The sequence below is a fragment of the Litoribacillus peritrichatus genome (assembly GCF_039537985.1).
In the GTDB taxonomy this organism is placed as follows: domain Bacteria; phylum Pseudomonadota; class Gammaproteobacteria; order Pseudomonadales; family Litoribrevibacteraceae; genus Litoribacillus; species Litoribacillus peritrichatus.
The window spans coordinates 1,347,869-1,365,497 of record NZ_BAABBN010000004.1 but is presented as its reverse complement, the minus strand read 5'-3'; the positions used below and the strand labels follow the sequence as shown (position 1 = coordinate 1,365,497).

Genomic DNA, 17,629 nt, shown 5'->3' with positions numbered 1-17,629 from the left:
CTATTACTCTCTTGCATTTAAGAGTGATCCATAAAAGTAAGCAATTCCAGTAACATCTCAGTTTTAGGCATTGCAATGCCCTTCTCATATGCCGCATTGAGCGTTGCTTGATAAATATCTTTCAGTTCCATTGGCCGCTTGAGGTCGTAATCAACCTTCATGCTTGGATAGTACGCCGCCATACCGTCTGTCAGCTCGATGAGCTTGTCTGCGAAATCATTGTCAATATCCGCAGCATGGACTCTAGCCACCTGAATGACTTCCAGCATAATCTCTTTAATCAATGCCCTAGTTGAGTCTTTATTCAGCATGGCATCTGTTTTAGCATTTAAGACCACAGACAAACCATTGAAAGGAACATTCCACACCAGTTTTTCCCATCGAGCTTTAGTTAATGAGTCTGATGTTTGAGTAGGTACTTCTGCCTGAGTAAATAGCTCGGCCACATCCGAAAGCCTCTCAGCCCCTGCGTTATAGTCGGCAAGCCGAATAGAGCCAAAGTCTTGGTGATCAATGATTCCTGGCTTAACTTTTTGAGAGCATATGAAACATAAACCGCCAATAATTGAAGCCTGTGGAAATACTTGTGATAAATAATGCTCTAAACCATAGCCATTCTGCAAAGAACAAAGCAGAGACTTTTCATGCAGCAGAGGTTTTAATAATTCATTAAGCTGATCATTAGATGTGGTTTTTAACGTGATCAAAATCAAATCACATTGCGGCATGTCTTTGCTGTCGTTGTAGACATTGACTGGATCAACTGAAATATCCTGTCCCTTCGCAGAAGCGACTTTTAAACCATGCGATTGAATATATTGATAGTCCGATCTTGCCAAAAAATGAACATCGACCCCGGCCTTTGCTAATTTACAACCGTAATAACCTCCAATGGCTCCGGTGCCTACGATGGCAATTTTCTTAATACCTTTCACCGACATAAATGAAATCCTTGTAAGCAAATAACTGAAATTCATAATTTGTATTGAAGAACTATACCCAATGACGCTAGGCTGGGGTATTCAAATTTAATTAAGAAGGATTTTGGTAATGAACACCCAGCGCTGCAACTATTCAGAGTTAAGATATGTCCTGGAACTGATTGGTGCAATTAACCGGGTTTATGAAATGCGAGAAAGGAATAAAGCACCAACCATACAGTAATCGAAGGTGCCTATTTTAATGGATAGATCTTAGGCCGATTGCAGCAATAAAGTTCTTAAATCCTCTACTCTATTTTTTATTTGATCTCGTATTTGATCAAATTCAGAACTGTTTAGATGCTTTGGGTCTGGGATGGCCCAGTCCTCACTGTGCCCTGCCTTGATATCCGGGCAAAAGTCGCCACACCCCATAGTAATCGCAATATCAAAACGCTTGGTTGGTAACTCATCTATCGGCTTAGAAGTATGTCGATTCATGTCATACCCTGCTCGATCCATGGACGCTATTGCTTTGGGATTAACTTGACCGGAGGGTTTTGATCCACTGCTGTAGGAATCACAGATATCAGAAAGTAAAGTTTTTGCGTAAGCCTCTGCAATTTGGCTTCGGCAGGAGTTTTCAACACATAAGAATAAAATGGTCGGGCGACCTGGATTTTCAGCGTTCATCATCTAGACACAGTCCTTTTTTAAAGCAAGATAATTTATGACTAAATAGCGCCACTACGAAAGTTATAGCACAGTTAGCTTTTTTATAAGATTACTGCTTAGTCATTATTCGCCGGAAATAGTTGCAACTATCTTTCGTGAACCACCGAAATCTCGATGCTCTCCCAGATAAATTCCTTGCCAACTTCCTAGTAAGAGACGTCCGTTTGCAATCGGTATGTTGACTGACGGCCCAATAATGACCGTTTTCAAGTGGGCCGGCATGTCATCTGTGCCTTCATAAGTATGCTGATAATAAGGCGCGCCTTCCGGAACCATTTTATTAAAATGGGCCTCCATGTCAGACCGAACAGTCGGATCACAATTTTCATTAATGGTTAAGGACGCCGATGTGTGCTGAATAAACAAGTTAAGCATACCTACTTTAAATCGATTCAACTCTTTGATCGAAGATAAAAGCTCATCGGTAATGAGATGAAATCCTCGCTTCTTTGGCGCAAGATGAACCAGCGTTTGAGACCACATAATCCCCCCTAGCAGGTTGTTGATTTTCTATCTGTGTTGCCCTAACGGCGTTAAAATCAGACTCAAAATGCTCATTTATGATTATAGACTCCGCGTTTTCGCCTGATTTTGCCTTGTTAGTCCTGCCTCGATAACGAAACTCGACAGCCTGCTACTTACAACGCCCAACCCAAAGACTTCAACACAAACAAACCAAAACTGACACTGAAAGCAGACAACACCGTTGATAGTGCAATGATATTAGCCGCCATAGTCGCATTGCCGGACATAGCTTTGGCCATAACAAAACTGGCCGCAGCGGTTGGACTGGCAAACATCAGGTAAACTACGCCGACAGTTAGTGAATCAAACCCAACAATAACACACCCTAGTGCCGCTAATGCCGGGAAAATCATAAGCTTGAGCCCTGTGCTCATCACAGACAAATACGATGCATTCCTGAGCGCTTTTAAATCCAGAGAACCGCCAATACACAACAAGGCTAAAGGCAAAGTCATATCAGCAATCGATGCAATAGGTTTATGAACCCAACCAGGAAGAGCAATCCCCAAGTAGCTGATGGGTAAGGCGATCATGATAGCAATGATCAGTGGGTTTTTTGCTATATTAACCAGAACGCCTTTTAAGTCAAAGCCGGTTGAATCGTGCTGATAATGACTAAGAACGATGACCGAAAGTACATTAAATAATGGGGTTACCATCGCCAAAATTAACGCAGCCGTCCCCGAACCGGCATCTCCGTAACTATTAAAGCATAAGGCGATACCGAGAATTCCAAGATTACTCCTGAAAGCCCCCTGAACAAACACACCCTTATCACTGGGTGGAGCATCAGTTTTGATAACCAACAACCAAGCGACCAGAAAAGTCACCAAAGAGAAACCCCAGCCAAAAAATATCACATGCCAATTCAGCTCATTGGCCACGTCCATTTTTAGAATGGAATGGAAAATTAAAATGGGTAAGAAAAGTGAGAAAATTAAGTTAGAAGCAGAATTAATAAACTGACTGGACAACCAACCAATCTTTGAAAGACACCACCCCATAAATACCAAGGTAAAAATAGGGCTTGTTACGTCAAGGGTTTCAAACAGGATTTGAGAATACGTCAACCCATTAGCCTCTTAGCCAAAACTCTTATTTGCTAAGTAACGCTCCACGGTATCAACAATGGTTTGAGTAGACGGGTCTATTTCCAGGTTAATCCGATCCCCAATTTTTGCCTCACCAAAAGTAGTCACGGCTAGCGTTTCAGGGATGAGATGTATGGAAAACCGGCCTTCAGACACCTCCTCTCCTACAGTTAAACTGCAGCCATTAAGAGATACAAACCCCTTTGGCATAAGGTATTTAGACCATTTGGGGTCTGCTTGTAAATAGATAGCGGTGTTCGTTTCTGTCTTGTGAATTTCAACAATGTCAGCCGTTCCTACGATATGACCGGAAACCACATGACCGCCTATTTCATCACCGTATGATGCTGCACGCTCAATGTTGACCACGTCACCTTCCACTAATTCACCCAGATTGGTCAGTCGAAGGGTCTCATCGATAATGTCAAAGTGCACTTCTGTATTATCAAAACCAACTACGGTTAAACAAACGCCATTATTGGCAACACTCGCGCCAATTTTCAGGCCGTGTACCAACTCAGGAGAAAGCTTTACAACAATTCTTCTTAAGTCATCGCTGTCTTGAATTTTAACAACAGGAAATGTATTTGAAACGATACCGGTGAACATGAAACTTCCTTAGATGTAACTCAGTATAAAAACTCGGGTGTTAGAACCTTAAAATGAGACCCGAGATTGAGGATTGTCTTAAGCCGCGTATAATAGCATGCCTCTTTAAATCTGTGATTATGAAAATTATCGATTGAAGTCAGATTTACCCCATTTACCAGGAATTTGTTATGCCAACATCCGCTGTTAAACCAGAAAATTATGATCAATTACTTGAGGAGAAAGTATCTCAAGTCAGAGCGTTATTCGAACCGCTCTACAGCGGAACATTTGATGTTGCCAGGTCTGAGAAGACAGGCTTTCGAATGAGAGCGGAGTTTAAAGTATGGCACGAAGGTGATGATTTATACTATGTCATGTACAAAAAAGGGGAATCTAAACAACCTTACCGAATTGATGAATTTTTAATTGCGGACAAACAAATACAGACATTAATGCCTGAGTTACTTGATAAATTAAAAGGCAATCAAGAACTCCGTAAAAAACTCTTTCAGGTTGAATTCCTAACCACCCTGTCGGGTCAAAAACTTATCACATTGATTTATCACAGACAGGTTGGTGATGAATGGATCGAAGAAGCCAAAAAGCTAGAAGCCGAACTTGACGTAATGATCATCGGTCGTGCCAGAAAACTGCACCATGTTCTGACGCAAGACTATGTTGAAGAAACTTTAAGTGTGATCAACAACACCTACACTTACAAGCAAATTGAAGGCGGCTTTACCCAACCTAACGCCAAAGTGAATCAACATATGATTAACTGGGCCTGCTCACAGTCTGAAGGCATTGGAGGCGATTTGCTGGAGCTTTACTGTGGCAATGGCAATTTCACCCTACCCTTGAGCACAAAGTTCGAGAAAGTACTCGCCACTGAGGTTTCAAAAACAAGTGTACGCGCAGCAGAATATAACATTGAGAAAAACGACATCCAAAATATTCGAGTTGCACGCCTTTCAAGCGAAGAATTCACCGAAATTTCTCATAAACGTAAAGAAACACGGAGAATGCCTTTTGAAGAACTAAACGAATACAACTTCTCTACCGTATTTGTTGACCCGCCCCGTGCTGGGCTGGATGAGGGGACTCGAAAGCTAATCAGTGGTTTTGATCACATTATTTATATTTCATGCAACCCTGAGACACTGAAACGCGACTTGGAAGAACTTAGCAAAACACATGAGATTAAAAGGATGGCCATGTTTGACCAATTCCCTTATACAGACCACGCAGAGTCCGGCGCATCCCTGGTTAAGCGATAACAGTCTGAACGACCAACACCTCATTTACTTCACATTGTCCGCTACCGCATACCTACAAATAAAAACACCCGCACAAGCGGGTGTTTTTATAAGGTATTCAGTAGTGACTTACCACATGAGATCGTCAGGAATCTCATAATCAGCATACCAATCCTCTTCCTGTTCATCGCTGACTTCAATCTTCTCATTACGAACAATGATCCTGCTCTCATCTCGTTGAGCAATTTTGTCGGCAACAGGCACAGGAATAACTTCGTATTGATCGCCCAATTTAACGATGCATAAACGGCCTTTACTTAACTGATTAATAAACTCTTCAGAAATATTAATCTTCTTAACTCGCTTACCATCAGAAAAATTATAAGCAGGGCCTTCCGGATCTTTCGGCAACCTATTGGTTTCAATCAGCTGCTTGATCTGAGCAGAAATCGCCTTTTTTTTAGCTTTCTCTGTCAGCTCCTGGTTCAGTGCTTTGTCTTTTTCAAGCTTAGCCAAGCGGGCTTTTTCCGCCGCAATCTTAGCGTGATCAACAAGCGCTTCACCACCATTCCTGGCTTCTTTGCCCTTCTGATATTTATCTTTCTTCGCTTTTTTGACCTGTTTTTCCGACACCAGGCCAGCTTTCAATAATTGATCTTTAAGAGAACCGGACATCTTTATCCCCAAAAATTTACTCTTCTATACCTTGACTCTTAAGGTAGTCCTCATAACTGCCTTGATAGTCAATAATACCATCTTTGGTAATTTCCAATACACGCGTAGCCAACGAAGAAACAAACTCCCGGTCGTGACTCACGAAAAACAACGTGCCTTTAAACTGCTCAAGCGCCATGTTCAACGATTCAATGGATTCCATGTCCAAGTGGTTCGTAGGCTCATCCATCAGCAAGATATTCGGCTGCTGAAGAATCAAACGGCCAAACAACATTCTGCCCTGCTCTCCACCAGAAATAACTTTAACACTCTTACCTATATCATTGTTTGAAAACAACAATCTACCTAGGGTGCCACGAATCACTTGCTCGTCATCGCCTTCTTTGCCGCAATCAGTCATCCAGTCAAACAAGGTTTTATCTTCTTCAAAATCATGGGCGTGATCTTGAGCAAAATAACCCAGGTTGGCATTTTCAGACCACTTTATCATGCCTGAATCACTTTCAAGATCCTTGGCAAGCATTCTTAACAATGTAGTTTTACCGATGCCGTTTTCACCGATGATGGCAACTCGCTCACCAACTTCAATCATAATATTGAAGTTCTTAATCAAGTGTAAATCATCGTAAGACTTGTTTAATCCTTCAACCTCTAATGCGGTTCTGTGCAGCTCTTTTTCTTGCTCAAAACGTATAAACGGATTTACACGACTTGATGGCTTAACTTCTTCAAGCTTAATTTTATCAATCTGACGAGCTCGTGAAGTGGCCTGTTTCGCTTTAGACGCATTGGCAGAAAATCGACTAACGAACGTTTTAAGCTCCGCAATTTGAGCTTTCTTCTTAGCGTTATCGGAAAGCAAACGCTCTCTCGCTTGCGTTGAGGCGGTCATGTATTCATCATAATTGCCTGGATAGAGACGCAGCTCACCGTAATCCAGATCCGCCATATGCGTACATACACTGTTCAAAAAGTGCCTGTCGTGCGAAATGATGATCATGGTGCAGTTACGTTCATTAAGAACGCCTTCCAACCAACGAATCGTGTTGATGTCGAGGTTATTGGTTGGTTCGTCAAGCAACATGATGTCAGGGTCTGAAAATAACACCTGAGCGAGCAAAACCCTAAGCTTCCAACCCGGAGCAATTTCACTCATAGGGCCATGATGTTGCTCCAAAGGAATTCCTACGCCCAATAACAGTTCAGATGCTCTGGATTCTGCGGTATAGCCATCCATTTCCGCAAACTCAACTTCCAACTCAGCAACCCGAATTCCGTCTTCTTCCGACATATCCGGGTTGGCATATATTTTATCCCGTTCTTCTTTTACAGCCCATAACTCTGTATGCCCCATGATGACAGTGTCAACCACGGCATACTCTTCATATGCAAATTGATCCTGGCGTAACTTACCTACCCGGTCATTCTCAGTAATGATGACATTACCGGCACTAGGCTCCAGATCACCACCAAGAATTTTCATAAAAGTAGATTTACCGCAACCGTTAGCCCCAATGAGTCCATAACGATTACCTTCGCCAAACTTTACAGATACGTTTTCAAATAAAGGCTTAGCACCAAACTGCATTGTGATATTTGCTGTAGAGATCAAAACTGAATTCCAAATTGAGTCAAACGGAGAAAGCGCGCATTATTACACAGCTAAAAGACAGTAGTAAGTTTGAAGCCATAAAAAACCCCATATTAATGTTCATTAATATGGGGTTTGATCAGAAAGAAGGATCTGGACGATCAATCAAGCCTTATCCAACGGCTTTGATTTCTTTCTTTTCTTCAATTTCAGATTTTGCTTTCTCAGTAAACAAGCTCTTTACCTTAGCAGATTCCTGCTTTAGACCTGGTTTACTGGATTTATCAATAAGCGCGTATTTTTCTAAGCCAGCAATGTGAGTTTTTCCGAAGTACTTTTTCCAGTCAATCAGTTTAGGATCGACTGCAAACTCACTCTCGCCTGCCACACCAAGTTCTTCAGCAAGTGCCAGTATCTTCCCGTTATGGAATTTGTATTTTGGCTGAGAGTAGAAAGCAAAAACCGTTGATAGCTTAGCCGCTGTATCAATATTTTTGTGGAAGCCCCATTTTTGCTCTTCCATACCCAGAATTGAACGCGCTCTTTGAGCCACATCCAACGGCAGCTGAACCGCCTTAAGCGCGTTATCAAATGCCGCCTGAGGTGCCAACGGGAAGTAGTCAGCCGGACGTTTGCCTTTAAATAACTTAGGATAGGCTTCGTAATTGGCTGTACCTTCATCCACCATGTAATCGCGTAGCTGACCAATTCGAGCTGGATTCGTACCACTACTACAGCTCTGATAAATATTCATTTGACCTGGGTCTTTGAAGGTTTTGGTCATTGCCAGGATGATAGAATTAGCAACCAAGTCGGCCGGAATAATGTCTATCACACCATTCGAATCACCAGGAAACATTGCAATTTTACCTCGGGCATAGGCAAAGATAATTGCATCTGCCACCTTAACACCCTCAATCCAACCTGGCTGAGGTCCAAACATGGTGCTTTCAATAATAGCAGGACGAACAATCGCCAAAGACTTCTTGTTTAGTTTTTCAATAAGAAGTTGCTCGCCCATCCATTTAGTAAAAGTATAAGTATCATTCCAGCCGTATTTATGTGCTTCTTCAATGCCCAAATCCACAAGCAACTTGGATAAATGCGCTTTCGACTTCGCTTTTTCTTTAACTTTGGATATTTTCTTTTGTAACTTTTCAATAGTACTTTCAACCAAGTATTGGCCTAGATTGTTACGAGGAAAAGAGCGACCAGCCGGCGCCAGTGTTTCTTCATAGATATCGCCAGTATTAAAGCCGTGAACATAACAAGTAGATACTTGAACCACCGGAATATTACCTGCTTCGGACAAAGCAATAATGTTATTCAGGCACATGGTGTTAATAGTGATTGCTTTATCCAGCTCTTCTCTGAAGTTCACACTTGCAGCGGAATTTACAATCATATCTATCTTGTTTGCCAACACAGAGTAATCGGCATCAGACATACCAAACTTCGGCTGAGTAATTTCACCGGCAACGATATGTACTTTTTCATTACAAAGGTTTTCAAAACCTGCTGCATCTTCCGAGCGCATGTGATTGAAGATGGTCGAGCTCGCTATCTCTGATTCAAATCGCTCTCGTACCGAGTTAAATTTGTTACTGCCGCGAATCAATAGATGAATTCCGGCAATGTCAGGTACAGAGCGTAATAGCTTTTCTAGCAGCACCTTACCTAAAAACCCAGTACAACCCGTAACTAAAACGTGTTTGCCTGAAAGTTGATCGTTAATCATCGAGCCTTGTTGTATTCCCATTTTAAGTTTCCCTTAACTGTTAAAAATTCGGTACGTTTTCATCCGTTGAAATGTTTGTAACTTTGTGTAAATAAAAACACTTTCGTTCACATCATTCAATTACAAATTTACGACAGATGATTGAATTTAGACGCCGTAAACACTTAGAGTATTTACACTAAAAAACTCACCACACCCCAGAAAACATGGGCATTTGAAAGGCAAAACCAACTTTCTCCCCATAAAACGCTGTACAGCCAAACCCAATAGAACTTATCGTCCCAAATTGGTGCGGATTTTGGACTTGAAAAGTGCAAATTTTGTTACATCTTGTAATAACGGTTAAAATTCAGTCTTTATTTAGTGCACTCAACCTGAAGATATTTTGTAATTAGATTAGTAAAACGACTCTAAATTCAGGACAAACACACACCGTTATACTGGCTTTAGTCTGTCTCAACCCATAAAATTATGAGAAGTTGTTACAAATTAAGAAGATACTTACATGAAGCAAGCTCTGAGAAAGGTATTTAAGCCCGTTCTGGATATTTTTGAGAACGATGAAGGTCCATTCGAATACAAAGCACTGAATAGAAAAATCCTGGTTTTTATCAGCTCTATTTTCTTTTTTCTGATGTTATTGGTTATCTATTTGATTCCTGAAAACTCTGACCCTGGCTATTACATACCTGTTGTGGTTTTTGGTTGCCTCAGCTCTGTTGGCTTGATAGTCGGCTTATTAGGAACAGATAAAGCTGTCGCAAAAATCTGGAACAATCGTTAAGGATAAAGAAACAACATGAAGTTAATTGCATCACTGACCAGCCCTTTCGCCCGAAAAATACGTGTCATACTGATTGAAAAACAACTCGATTTTGAACTTCATGAGTCGATCCCTTGGGATGCAAATACGGATGTCGTTAACTACAACCCCCTGGGGAAAGTGCCTGCATTAGAACACGACGGCAAAGTCTGGACGGATTCGGCAGTGATCGCAGATTACCTTGAAATACTGGAGCCAAATTTCGCCTTACTTCCGGAAGCCAAGTTGGCAGCCATAGAAGTGAAACAAGTTGAAGCGCTTGCGGACGGTATTTGTGAAGCAGCCATTGCTATTTTTTTGGAAAGAAAAAGACCCTCTGAAATTCAAGATGGAAGTTGGGTGCAACGACAACAAGGAAAATTGGATCGAGGCTTAGGAGCATTAAATGAAATGACACAAGGTAAGTCATTCATTTGTTTCGACCAGTACTCGCTTGCAGACATCGCGGCCGTGTGCCTTTTAGAGTGGCTTTCTTTTCGAATGCCGGAGTACGACTGGGAATTATCTTTTCAGGACCTAGCTGCCTACGCCAAGGCTGTCGGCTCAAGAGAGGCGTTTAAGCTCACCAGGCCATGTTAAGCGTTGCAGAAAATAAAGAGCACAAACAAAAACTGAACGGTAAACACCTCTGTTTAAGGCGCTTAGCGTTCAGTAATTAATTCACTCTTTTAACGTTCTCGACGTTATTTTTTCTTGCCTGGAGACTTCTTTTTCAATTTTTTCGCTTTCGGGTCAACCTTCTTCTTTTTCTTCTTAGTTCCCGCTGCTTTACCGGAGGCTTTTACTTTCTTGGGTCCTCGATATTCACCCAAAAGTTCTTCAATAATCTTTGGTCGAAAGCGAATCTTCAAGTAACGCTCAATAGAAGACATCAAATTCCACTCATTCGGCATAATCAATACAAAAGATTCGCCTTGCTTCCCGGCACGGCCTGTTCGGCCAATACGGTGCGTATAATCGTCGCCCTTTCTCGCCATATCAAAGTTGATAACAACATCGATATTATCAACGTCCAAGCCTCGAGCTGCCAAGTCAGTAGCAACTAAGACATTTGCCCGACCTTCTTTATAGGCAGCTAAAGTGCCCTCTCGAACACTTTGTTTCATGTTGCTGTGTAACACGGCCGAACGTTGTTTATGATAACGTAGCTTTCCGCACAAATTATCGGCTTGTGTTTTGGTGTTCACGAACACAATGGCTCGTTCAAATGGTTGGTTCTCTAACAGCCACACCATCAACTTTAATTTATGACGTTCATCATCTGCCAAGACAATTTGCTGAACAATATTTTCGTTTTGCGCTCGGCGAGCATTGATTGTCAGGAATTGAGGTTCCTTAAGAATCTGTTCCGCAAGTTTCCTTGTTCTCCCTGAGGTGGTTGCTGAAAACATGATCGTCTGGCACTCCAGCTCAAACTCAGTACCGGCCTGATCTTCGTCTAAATGACCAAGAATGGCTAATAAGTCATCTGCAAAACCTAAATCACACAAACGGTCTGACTCATCGAGAATCACTTGAGACACTTCTTTCAAACTTAAAGAGCGTGCGTCCAAATGTTCTAGTAAACGGCCAGGCGTTGCTATGACCACATCCGGAAAACGATTTAATTCCTTTTGTTGGTCTTTAAAGTCTTCACCGCCAATCAGTTCACAAGAATTCAGCTGAGTGAACTCTAAAAGTGACGTACATACGGAGTTTATCTGACTGGCCAGCTCGCGAGTAGGTGCAAGAATAATGGTCTGAACGCGCTGACCTTTTTTCGGTTGTTCGAGAAATTCATAGTTTTCAAGGATTTTCTGAACCATAGGCACTAAAAAGGATAAAGTTTTACCAGACCCGGTAGACGCAGTAACCACCATGTCCCCACCTTCTTTAATGGCAGGTATGGCTTGCATTTGCGTTGTCGTGGGTGCAGTGAACCCCATATTTTCAATGGCTTGAAGAAGTTCAGGTTCAAGGTCAAATTCTGAAAACATATTTTATACCAATAAAAAAGGCGAACTTTACCACAGTTACTACACTCACCGTAATAAATATCGGCTCTCTTCATTCAAACGAATTATTACTGAGGGATTAGAGAAACAATAAAAGCTTTGGAATTATCCTACTGTTTTAGTCAAATTATTTCGGTTTAACCATATATTTTGTTAAAGTTCATTTTTTTGTAACAACGAATATTTAAACGCACAAGTCCGCAGCTCAATGCGACATGGAGACAGCAATGATTTCTGAAGAAGCCCAACGTGTTCGAAACGCTCTGATTGAGCACGGCCTTGAAACCCCATTGATCGAAACCGGGCTTGATAACACGCAGAAATATGAGCGCATTAAAGGCCTTATGACCGAAGTGGTAGGAACATTAGGTCTGGATTTATCCGATGACAGTTTGGCTGAAACACCTCATCGAATTGCCAAGATGTATGTAAACGAGATTTTCTCCGGCCTCGATTACGAGCAATTCCCTAAAATTGCACTTATTGAAAATAAAATGAACGTCGAAGAGATGATCAAGGTTAAAAGCATCAGCTTGACTTCCACATGTGAACACCACTTCGTCACGATCGATGGTGAAGCGAAAGTTGCTTACATTCCAGAAAGCAAAATCATCGGGCTTTCCAAGATCAACCGCATCGTTCGTTTCTTTGCTCAAAGACCTCAAGTCCAGGAAAGACTGACTCAGCAGGTACTGATTGCGCTACAAACTTTACTGGAAACCAAGAATGTAGCGGTGACTATTGAAGCCTCACATTATTGCGTTAAAGCCCGAGGCATCAAGGATGTTAACTCAACCACAGAAACAACAGCCTTGGGTGGTAGCTTTAAAACAAACGGTACCACTCGTACAGAATTCCTCAATTAGCAGATAAAGTAATTACCACCATTGCAACCTTTTTATCTAAACAGTGTCCTATGGATGTCACGTAAAGTTTAGATATCAAGGGGTATGGAATGAAAAAGTGGATTACAGCAGCAGGTATATTCGCCGTTGCGCTACCTGTTTGGGTGTTTTCTAATCCAATGAGTGGATCATCAGCCGATGAAACACAAGGTAAAAAACTGTATAAAGTTGCCACGCTGGCTGGCGGATGTTTTTGGTGTACAGAGTCAGATCTTGAAAAATTGCCAGGCGTTATTGATGTTGTCTCAGGTTACTCCGGCGGAGCCCTCGAAAATCCAACTTACAAGCAAGTTTCCGCTGGCACAACAGGTCACATTGAAGCCATTCAAGTTACTTATGATCCTTCAGTTGTAAATTATGAAGGTGTTCTGGATCAGTTTTGGCGACACATTGATCCAACCGATGCCAAAGGCTCTTTTGTAGATCGCGGCCCACACTATCGCCCTGCTATTTTTTACCATTCAAAAGAACAACTTGAGAAAGCACAAAAATCAATTAAGGATCTGGAGTTAACACAACTCTTTGATAAACCCATTGATACAGAGCTAATACCTTTTGAGAAGTTCTGGCCTGCGGAAGATTACCACCAGGATTACTATAAAAAGAATCCGCTAAGGTATAAATTCTACCGATACAATTCAGGGCGCGACCAATACCTTGATACAATCTGGGGGGCAGACCGAACAACCAACCCAATGACGATTGCTGACATTCTCAAAAAACAAGGAAAGCAGTCTTCACTGGAATCAAGCCCAAGCCGTTCGAGTCAACAATATACAAAACCTTCTGACGCCGTAATTAAGAGTAAATTAACGCCGCTTCAATACAAGGTCACGCAAGAAGAAGGCACCGAACGACCTTTTACCAATGAGTACTGGGATAATAAAGAACCAGGAATATACGTCGATATCGTCTCTGGAGAACCTCTTTTTTCGTCTACGGACAAATACAAATCCGGCACAGGATGGCCAAGCTTCAGTCAACCCATTAACAGTGCATTCATCGTAGAGGAAACAGACTACAAGCTGATCTATCCTCGTACCGAAGTCAGAAGTAAGTTTGGTGATTCACACTTGGGTCATGTGTTCGAAGATGGCCCACAACCCACTGGTCTTCGCTATTGCATTAACTCAGCCTCGCTTAGGTTCATCCCTAAGGCAGAATTAGCAAAAGAAGGTTACGGGCAGTATTCAAATCTTTTTGAAACCGCCAGCCGCTAGCAAAATCCAGTCAAGGGGCTTATCAAAGCCCCTTTAACTCGTTTTCAACAAAAGTCTTGAATAATCCATCTGGTCGGCACCATTCGCCATCCATCTTAATGATTCGTTCATTAATCAGTTGATTGATGGTAATTGGGTTCCAAAGTAACAAGTTTGGGCGATCCACCAACAGGTTTTTTAAGTCCTGCCAGGCCACGCTCAGCATCTCCTTCACTGACCCGAGACATTGGTCATCGTACATAACTGCGCCAAGCTTCAAAATCAGTTTTTTCGATTGCACGGGACTGAACCCAAGATCCTCGATAGCGGCCATCAAGAGATCTTTGATGATGTCACTCATGTAATGATAATCAGGCGGTTCCAACCCCGTAATGGACAAGACAAATCCGGTCGCGTCGTGGCATAACAACACACAACAGGAGTCGCCATAAGGAAACCGATGCGCATGCCACTGCCAAGCGTCACCCACCATACGACTTTTAGACACCAATTGGTGTGGCTCTTGTTGATTATTATGCAATTGCTCTTTGAGGTAAGAAGTCAGGCTGTTCGTAATATGGACTAGCAATCGATTACTCCTGACGATAACAATCAAATAGGTGTGTGAATTTTAGGCAGCATTAAAGAATTTCATCTAAAGTTTTAGCCTTATCGTGTCCGTATAGTTTCAAAATTGCGAAACTTTGTAAACGGTGATTGATATCGACAGGCGAGTCGTTAAAATGGCGCGCCTGTATTAGGATGAGGTAATTTATGAGTTTTTCAGTTGGCCAACGTTATTTAAGTACCACAGAGCTTGAGCTCGGTTTGGGAATCATTACACAAGTCGATCATAGAATGATTGAGATTTTCTTCCCCGCCGCTGAAGACCGCAGAACATATGCCTCAAATAATGCCCCCCTTTCGAGAATCACCTTCAAAGCTGGCGATACATTTTCGGATCGTGAAGGGAACGAATACAAAGTCATTGAAGTGACCGAAAATAACGGGTTAAACATTTACCTTGCCGAAGACCCAAATGGTGAAGTCAGACCCGTACCTGAGCTGGAAATCGGCGATCAGGTTTCGTTAAATGCGCCATGGGAAAGACTTTCCGCCGGGAATATCGATGGCAGCCAGTGGTTCCATTTACGCTACAAGAGTTTGTTGGAGCGTGAGCGTCTGGAACAAGCAAAGTACTATGGTTTGATGGGGCCCAGAATTTCCCTTACCCCACACCAGTTTTTTATTGCCAATAACGTAGCAAACCGTCCCTGCCCTCGTGTTTTGTTAGCCGATGAAGTTGGGCTAGGGAAAACCATTGAAGCCGGCCTGATCATTCACCAACAACTAATGAACGGCCGGGCAAACCGGGTTTTGATCTCCGTGCCAGATACCTTGGTACATCAATGGCTGGTGGAAATGCTCCGGAAATTCAATCTGCATTTCAGTGTATACGACAGAGAAAGAGCGTTAGAACCAGAAGCATTCGAGCAGAATCAACTAATTCTTATATCAAATAAATTGTGGCATGAAGAAGAGATTCATCAGTCTGCCCTATCGGCTAATTGGGACTTACTGGTGGTTGATGAGGCTCACCATCTTCATTGGTCAGAGTCAGAAATCAGCGAAGAATACCGACACATTCAAGCCTTAGCAGATAAGTCTTCCGGCTTGTTATTGTTAACCGCAACCCCTGAACAGTTAGGTGTTGAAGGCCACTTTGCGCGTTTACATTTACTAGATCCTCAACGTTTTAACAGTCTTGACCAGTTCAAAACACAAGAAGAAAACTATTATCAGATATCTTCTGCAATTAACGAACTTGTTGACAGCGACGAAGTCTCCGGCGAATGCCTGGCTGAAATCAAAAAGATGTCTGATGACTCCGTACTGGCCGAACTGATTGAGACTTTTGAGTCCAGTCAAACCAATGAAAACAAACAGTCTTTGATCAACCACCTAATAGACCATCACGGAACAGGACGTGTTTTATTCAGAAATACGCGCTCTGCTATTAAGGGGTTCCCGCAACGTATTTTGCAAGAACAGGCACTAGAAAAACCAGAGTTGTTTTCCAGCCATTCTTTAACGCCAGAAAAAGGTTTGGATGAACGCCAATGGCTTGAGGTCGACCCCAGGGTTAAATACCTCATTGAACTGTATAAACAACTGAAAGATAAGCTACTGATCATATGCAGAAACTCAGAAACTGCCCTGGCTTTAGAAGAACACCTAAGACTGCGTGAGGGCTTGAAAACAACAGCGTTCCACGAAGGTATGAGCATTATTGAGCAGGACCGTTCTGCCGCTTATTTCTCAGACATGGAAGACGGCGCGCAACTGCTGATCTGCTCTGAAATTGGCAGTGAAGGCCGCAACTTCCAATTTGCACACCATATTGTCATGTATGACTTACCTGCCCATCCGGATTTGCTGGAACAACGAATTGGACGTCTGGACCGAATTGGTCAAACTGAAGATATTAAAATACACGTCCCATATTTTTCAGGCACAGTTCAGGAAATTTATAAACGCTGGTATGACGAAGGCTTGTTCGCGTTCAGCCAATCTTGTGCCACTGGAGAAGCGTTAGTTCAGAAGTATCAGGAAAGACTGAACAAGTGCATTGAGACCAATGATCCAGCACTGACTGATGCCTTAATTTCTGACACAGCAAAAGACAACCAAGCGCTTAAAGCGAAAATTGATGCCGGACGTGATCGCCTGTTAGAGCTAAACTCATGCCAGCCAATTCAGGCTCTTCAGATCATTCATGAGATTGAAGACTTTGAATTCGATGACCCGAAAAAGTTCATGGATACCGCATTTAACTGTTTTGGTATTGACCGAGAAAGGCATTCAGAAAACACCTGGGTAGTAAAAGCCGGGGAGCAAATGCTGACCGATCATTTCCCGGGAGTTACCGATGAGGCCATTACAGTTACCTACGACCGCGACAGAGCACTTGAACGGGAAGATTTCCAGTTTTTAACATGGGAACACCCTATGGTGACTGGTGTCATGGATTTAGTCTGTGATCATCACTATGGCAACGCCGCCTTCAGTCTGATTAAAGACCAAAGACTGAAGCCGGGTACTTTATACGTGGAAACGCTTCATACCCCTGTGGTACAAGCGGCGAAATCCAGCCAGTGCTACCGTTTCATGCCAAAGAGTGTCATCCGCCATGTTGTCTCCCATGACAGCCGAGACTTCACCGAATACCTCACGGATCAGCATTTACATGAGCATCGCCAAAAAATCAGCAAGGCCATTCGCCATGAAGTCATTAAATCGCAGAAAGACTTAATATTTAAAGTATTTCAGATTGCTGAAAAACAAGCTAAATCAAAGCTTGCGGGACTTGTTAAGACCGCCAATGAACGAGCGGATCAGGTTCTTGATCATGAGATTAACCGCTTAATCAGCTTAAAGAACTTCAACCCAAACATTCGTCAAGAAGAAATTGATGCGCTTATCAACCAAAAAGAAGCCTGTAAAACCGCCATTGATAGCTGTCAGATTAAACTGGAAGCCATCCGGGTCATTGTAAACGGATCTTAGTTTTCCCTATAAAAAGAAC

Annotated in this window: 16 protein-coding genes; 6 read left to right on the top strand and 10 right to left on the bottom strand. The window is 42.4% G+C overall.

Features of this window, described 5'->3' with window-relative positions; genetic code table 11:
• Nucleotides 1-17 precede the first annotated feature (17 nt).
• From ABD744_RS07400 to ABD744_RS07380, 5 genes are all read right to left on the bottom strand, one after another.
• Nucleotides 18-941: a putative 2-dehydropantoate 2-reductase gene (locus ABD744_RS07400; protein WP_344796998.1), complete on the bottom strand. Its 924-nt coding sequence runs from the start codon at nt 939-941 to the stop codon at nt 18-20.
• Nucleotides 942-1,193: 252 nt separating this feature from the next.
• Entirely contained in the window at nt 1,194-1,616 is a 423-nt protein-coding gene (locus ABD744_RS07395; protein WP_344796996.1) for an arsenate reductase ArsC, read from the bottom strand.
• Nucleotides 1,617-1,718: 102 nt separating this feature from the next.
• A complete protein-coding gene (locus ABD744_RS07390) occupies nt 1,719-2,138 on the bottom strand; it encodes a secondary thiamine-phosphate synthase enzyme YjbQ (RefSeq protein ID WP_344796994.1) in 420 nt (139 codons plus the stop codon).
• A gap of 155 nt (nt 2,139-2,293) precedes the next feature.
• Nucleotides 2,294-3,250 (bottom strand): AEC family transporter, encoded by a 957-nt coding sequence (locus tag ABD744_RS07385; protein WP_344796992.1) that lies wholly within the window; start codon nt 3,248-3,250, stop codon nt 2,294-2,296.
• A 12-nt stretch (nt 3,251-3,262) separates the two neighbouring features.
• A complete protein-coding gene (locus ABD744_RS07380) occupies nt 3,263-3,880 on the bottom strand; it encodes a riboflavin synthase subunit alpha (RefSeq protein WP_344796990.1) in 618 nt (205 codons plus the stop codon).
• A gap of 170 nt (nt 3,881-4,050) precedes the next feature.
• On the opposite strand from ABD744_RS07380, the gene trmA reads away from it, so the two are divergent.
• A complete protein-coding gene (gene trmA / locus ABD744_RS07375; protein ID WP_344796988.1) occupies nt 4,051-5,139 on the top strand; it encodes a tRNA (uridine(54)-C5)-methyltransferase TrmA in 1,089 nt (362 codons plus the stop codon).
• Nucleotides 5,140-5,247: 108 nt separating this feature from the next.
• On the opposite strand, the gene ABD744_RS07370 is transcribed toward trmA, so the two are convergent.
• From ABD744_RS07370 to ABD744_RS07360, 3 genes are all read right to left on the bottom strand, one after another.
• Nucleotides 5,248-5,793 (bottom strand): DUF2058 domain-containing protein, encoded by a 546-nt coding sequence (locus tag ABD744_RS07370; protein ID WP_344796986.1) that lies wholly within the window; start codon nt 5,791-5,793, stop codon nt 5,248-5,250.
• A gap of 16 nt (nt 5,794-5,809) precedes the next feature.
• Entirely contained in the window at nt 5,810-7,405 is a 1,596-nt protein-coding gene (locus tag ABD744_RS07365; protein ID WP_344796984.1) for an ABC-F family ATPase, read from the bottom strand.
• 151 nt (nt 7,406-7,556) lie between these two features.
• Nucleotides 7,557-9,143, bottom strand: a complete 1,587-nt coding sequence (locus ABD744_RS07360) for an SDR family oxidoreductase (RefSeq protein WP_344796982.1) — start codon at nt 9,141-9,143, stop codon at nt 7,557-7,559.
• A gap of 484 nt (nt 9,144-9,627) precedes the next feature.
• Here ABD744_RS07360 and ABD744_RS07355 point away from each other — a divergent pair, with 484 nt between their 5' ends.
• Nucleotides 9,628-9,906, top strand: a complete 279-nt coding sequence (locus ABD744_RS07355; protein WP_344796980.1) for a hypothetical protein — start codon at nt 9,628-9,630, stop codon at nt 9,904-9,906.
• 15 nt (nt 9,907-9,921) lie between these two features.
• Nucleotides 9,922-10,524 carry a glutathione S-transferase gene (locus ABD744_RS07350; protein WP_344796978.1) on the top strand — a complete coding sequence of 201 codons (603 nt, stop codon included), beginning with the start codon at nt 9,922-9,924 and terminating at the stop codon, nt 10,522-10,524.
• 104 nt (nt 10,525-10,628) lie between these two features.
• Here ABD744_RS07350 and ABD744_RS07345 read toward each other — a convergent pair whose 3' ends face one another.
• Nucleotides 10,629-11,921 carry a DEAD/DEAH box helicase gene (locus tag ABD744_RS07345; RefSeq protein ID WP_344796976.1) on the bottom strand — a complete coding sequence of 431 codons (1,293 nt, stop codon included), beginning with the start codon at nt 11,919-11,921 and terminating at the stop codon, nt 10,629-10,631.
• 245 nt (nt 11,922-12,166) lie between these two features.
• Here ABD744_RS07345 and folE point away from each other — a divergent pair, with 245 nt between their 5' ends.
• Nucleotides 12,167-12,805, top strand: coding sequence for a GTP cyclohydrolase I FolE (gene folE / locus ABD744_RS07340; RefSeq protein WP_344796974.1), 639 nt, complete (start codon nt 12,167-12,169; stop codon nt 12,803-12,805).
• 89 nt (nt 12,806-12,894) lie between these two features.
• Entirely contained in the window at nt 12,895-14,064 is a 1,170-nt protein-coding gene (msrB, locus tag ABD744_RS07335) for a peptide-methionine (R)-S-oxide reductase MsrB (RefSeq protein WP_344796971.1), read from the top strand.
• 22 nt (nt 14,065-14,086) lie between these two features.
• Here msrB and ABD744_RS07330 read toward each other — a convergent pair whose 3' ends face one another.
• Nucleotides 14,087-14,632 carry a DUF6933 domain-containing protein gene (locus ABD744_RS07330; RefSeq protein ID WP_344796969.1) on the bottom strand — a complete coding sequence of 182 codons (546 nt, stop codon included), beginning with the start codon at nt 14,630-14,632 and terminating at the stop codon, nt 14,087-14,089.
• 185 nt (nt 14,633-14,817) lie between these two features.
• On the opposite strand from ABD744_RS07330, the gene rapA reads away from it, so the two are divergent.
• Nucleotides 14,818-17,610: an RNA polymerase-associated protein RapA gene (gene rapA, locus ABD744_RS07325; protein ID WP_344796967.1), complete on the top strand. Its 2,793-nt coding sequence runs from the start codon at nt 14,818-14,820 to the stop codon at nt 17,608-17,610.
• Nucleotides 17,611-17,629: the final 19 nt, after the last annotated feature.

Bases quoted from the DNA above. Each gene is read 5' to 3' on its own strand.
- ABD744_RS07400 (WP_344796998.1), bottom strand. From the start codon at position 941: ATGTCGGTGAAAGGTATTAAGAAAATTGCCATCGTAGGCACCGGAGCC.
- ABD744_RS07395 (WP_344796996.1), bottom strand. From the start codon at position 1,616: ATGATGAACGCTGAAAATCCAGGTCGCCCGACCATTTTATTCTTATGT.
- ABD744_RS07390 (WP_344796994.1), bottom strand. From the start codon at position 2,138: ATGTGGTCTCAAACGCTGGTTCATCTTGCGCCAAAGAAGCGAGGATTT.
- ABD744_RS07380 (WP_344796990.1), bottom strand. From the start codon at position 3,880: ATGTTCACCGGTATCGTTTCAAATACATTTCCTGTTGTTAAAATTCAA.
- trmA (WP_344796988.1), top strand. From the start codon at position 4,051: ATGCCAACATCCGCTGTTAAACCAGAAAATTATGATCAATTACTTGAG.
- ABD744_RS07370 (WP_344796986.1), bottom strand. From the start codon at position 5,793: ATGTCCGGTTCTCTTAAAGATCAATTATTGAAAGCTGGCCTGGTGTCG.
- ABD744_RS07360 (WP_344796982.1), bottom strand. From the start codon at position 9,143: ATGGGAATACAACAAGGCTCGATGATTAACGATCAACTTTCAGGCAAA.
- ABD744_RS07355 (WP_344796980.1), top strand. From the start codon at position 9,628: ATGAAGCAAGCTCTGAGAAAGGTATTTAAGCCCGTTCTGGATATTTTT.
- ABD744_RS07350 (WP_344796978.1), top strand. From the start codon at position 9,922: ATGAAGTTAATTGCATCACTGACCAGCCCTTTCGCCCGAAAAATACGT.
- ABD744_RS07345 (WP_344796976.1), bottom strand. From the start codon at position 11,921: ATGTTTTCAGAATTTGACCTTGAACCTGAACTTCTTCAAGCCATTGAA.
- folE (WP_344796974.1), top strand. From the start codon at position 12,167: ATGATTTCTGAAGAAGCCCAACGTGTTCGAAACGCTCTGATTGAGCAC.
- msrB (WP_344796971.1), top strand. From the start codon at position 12,895: ATGAAAAAGTGGATTACAGCAGCAGGTATATTCGCCGTTGCGCTACCT.
- rapA (WP_344796967.1), top strand. From the start codon at position 14,818: ATGAGTTTTTCAGTTGGCCAACGTTATTTAAGTACCACAGAGCTTGAG.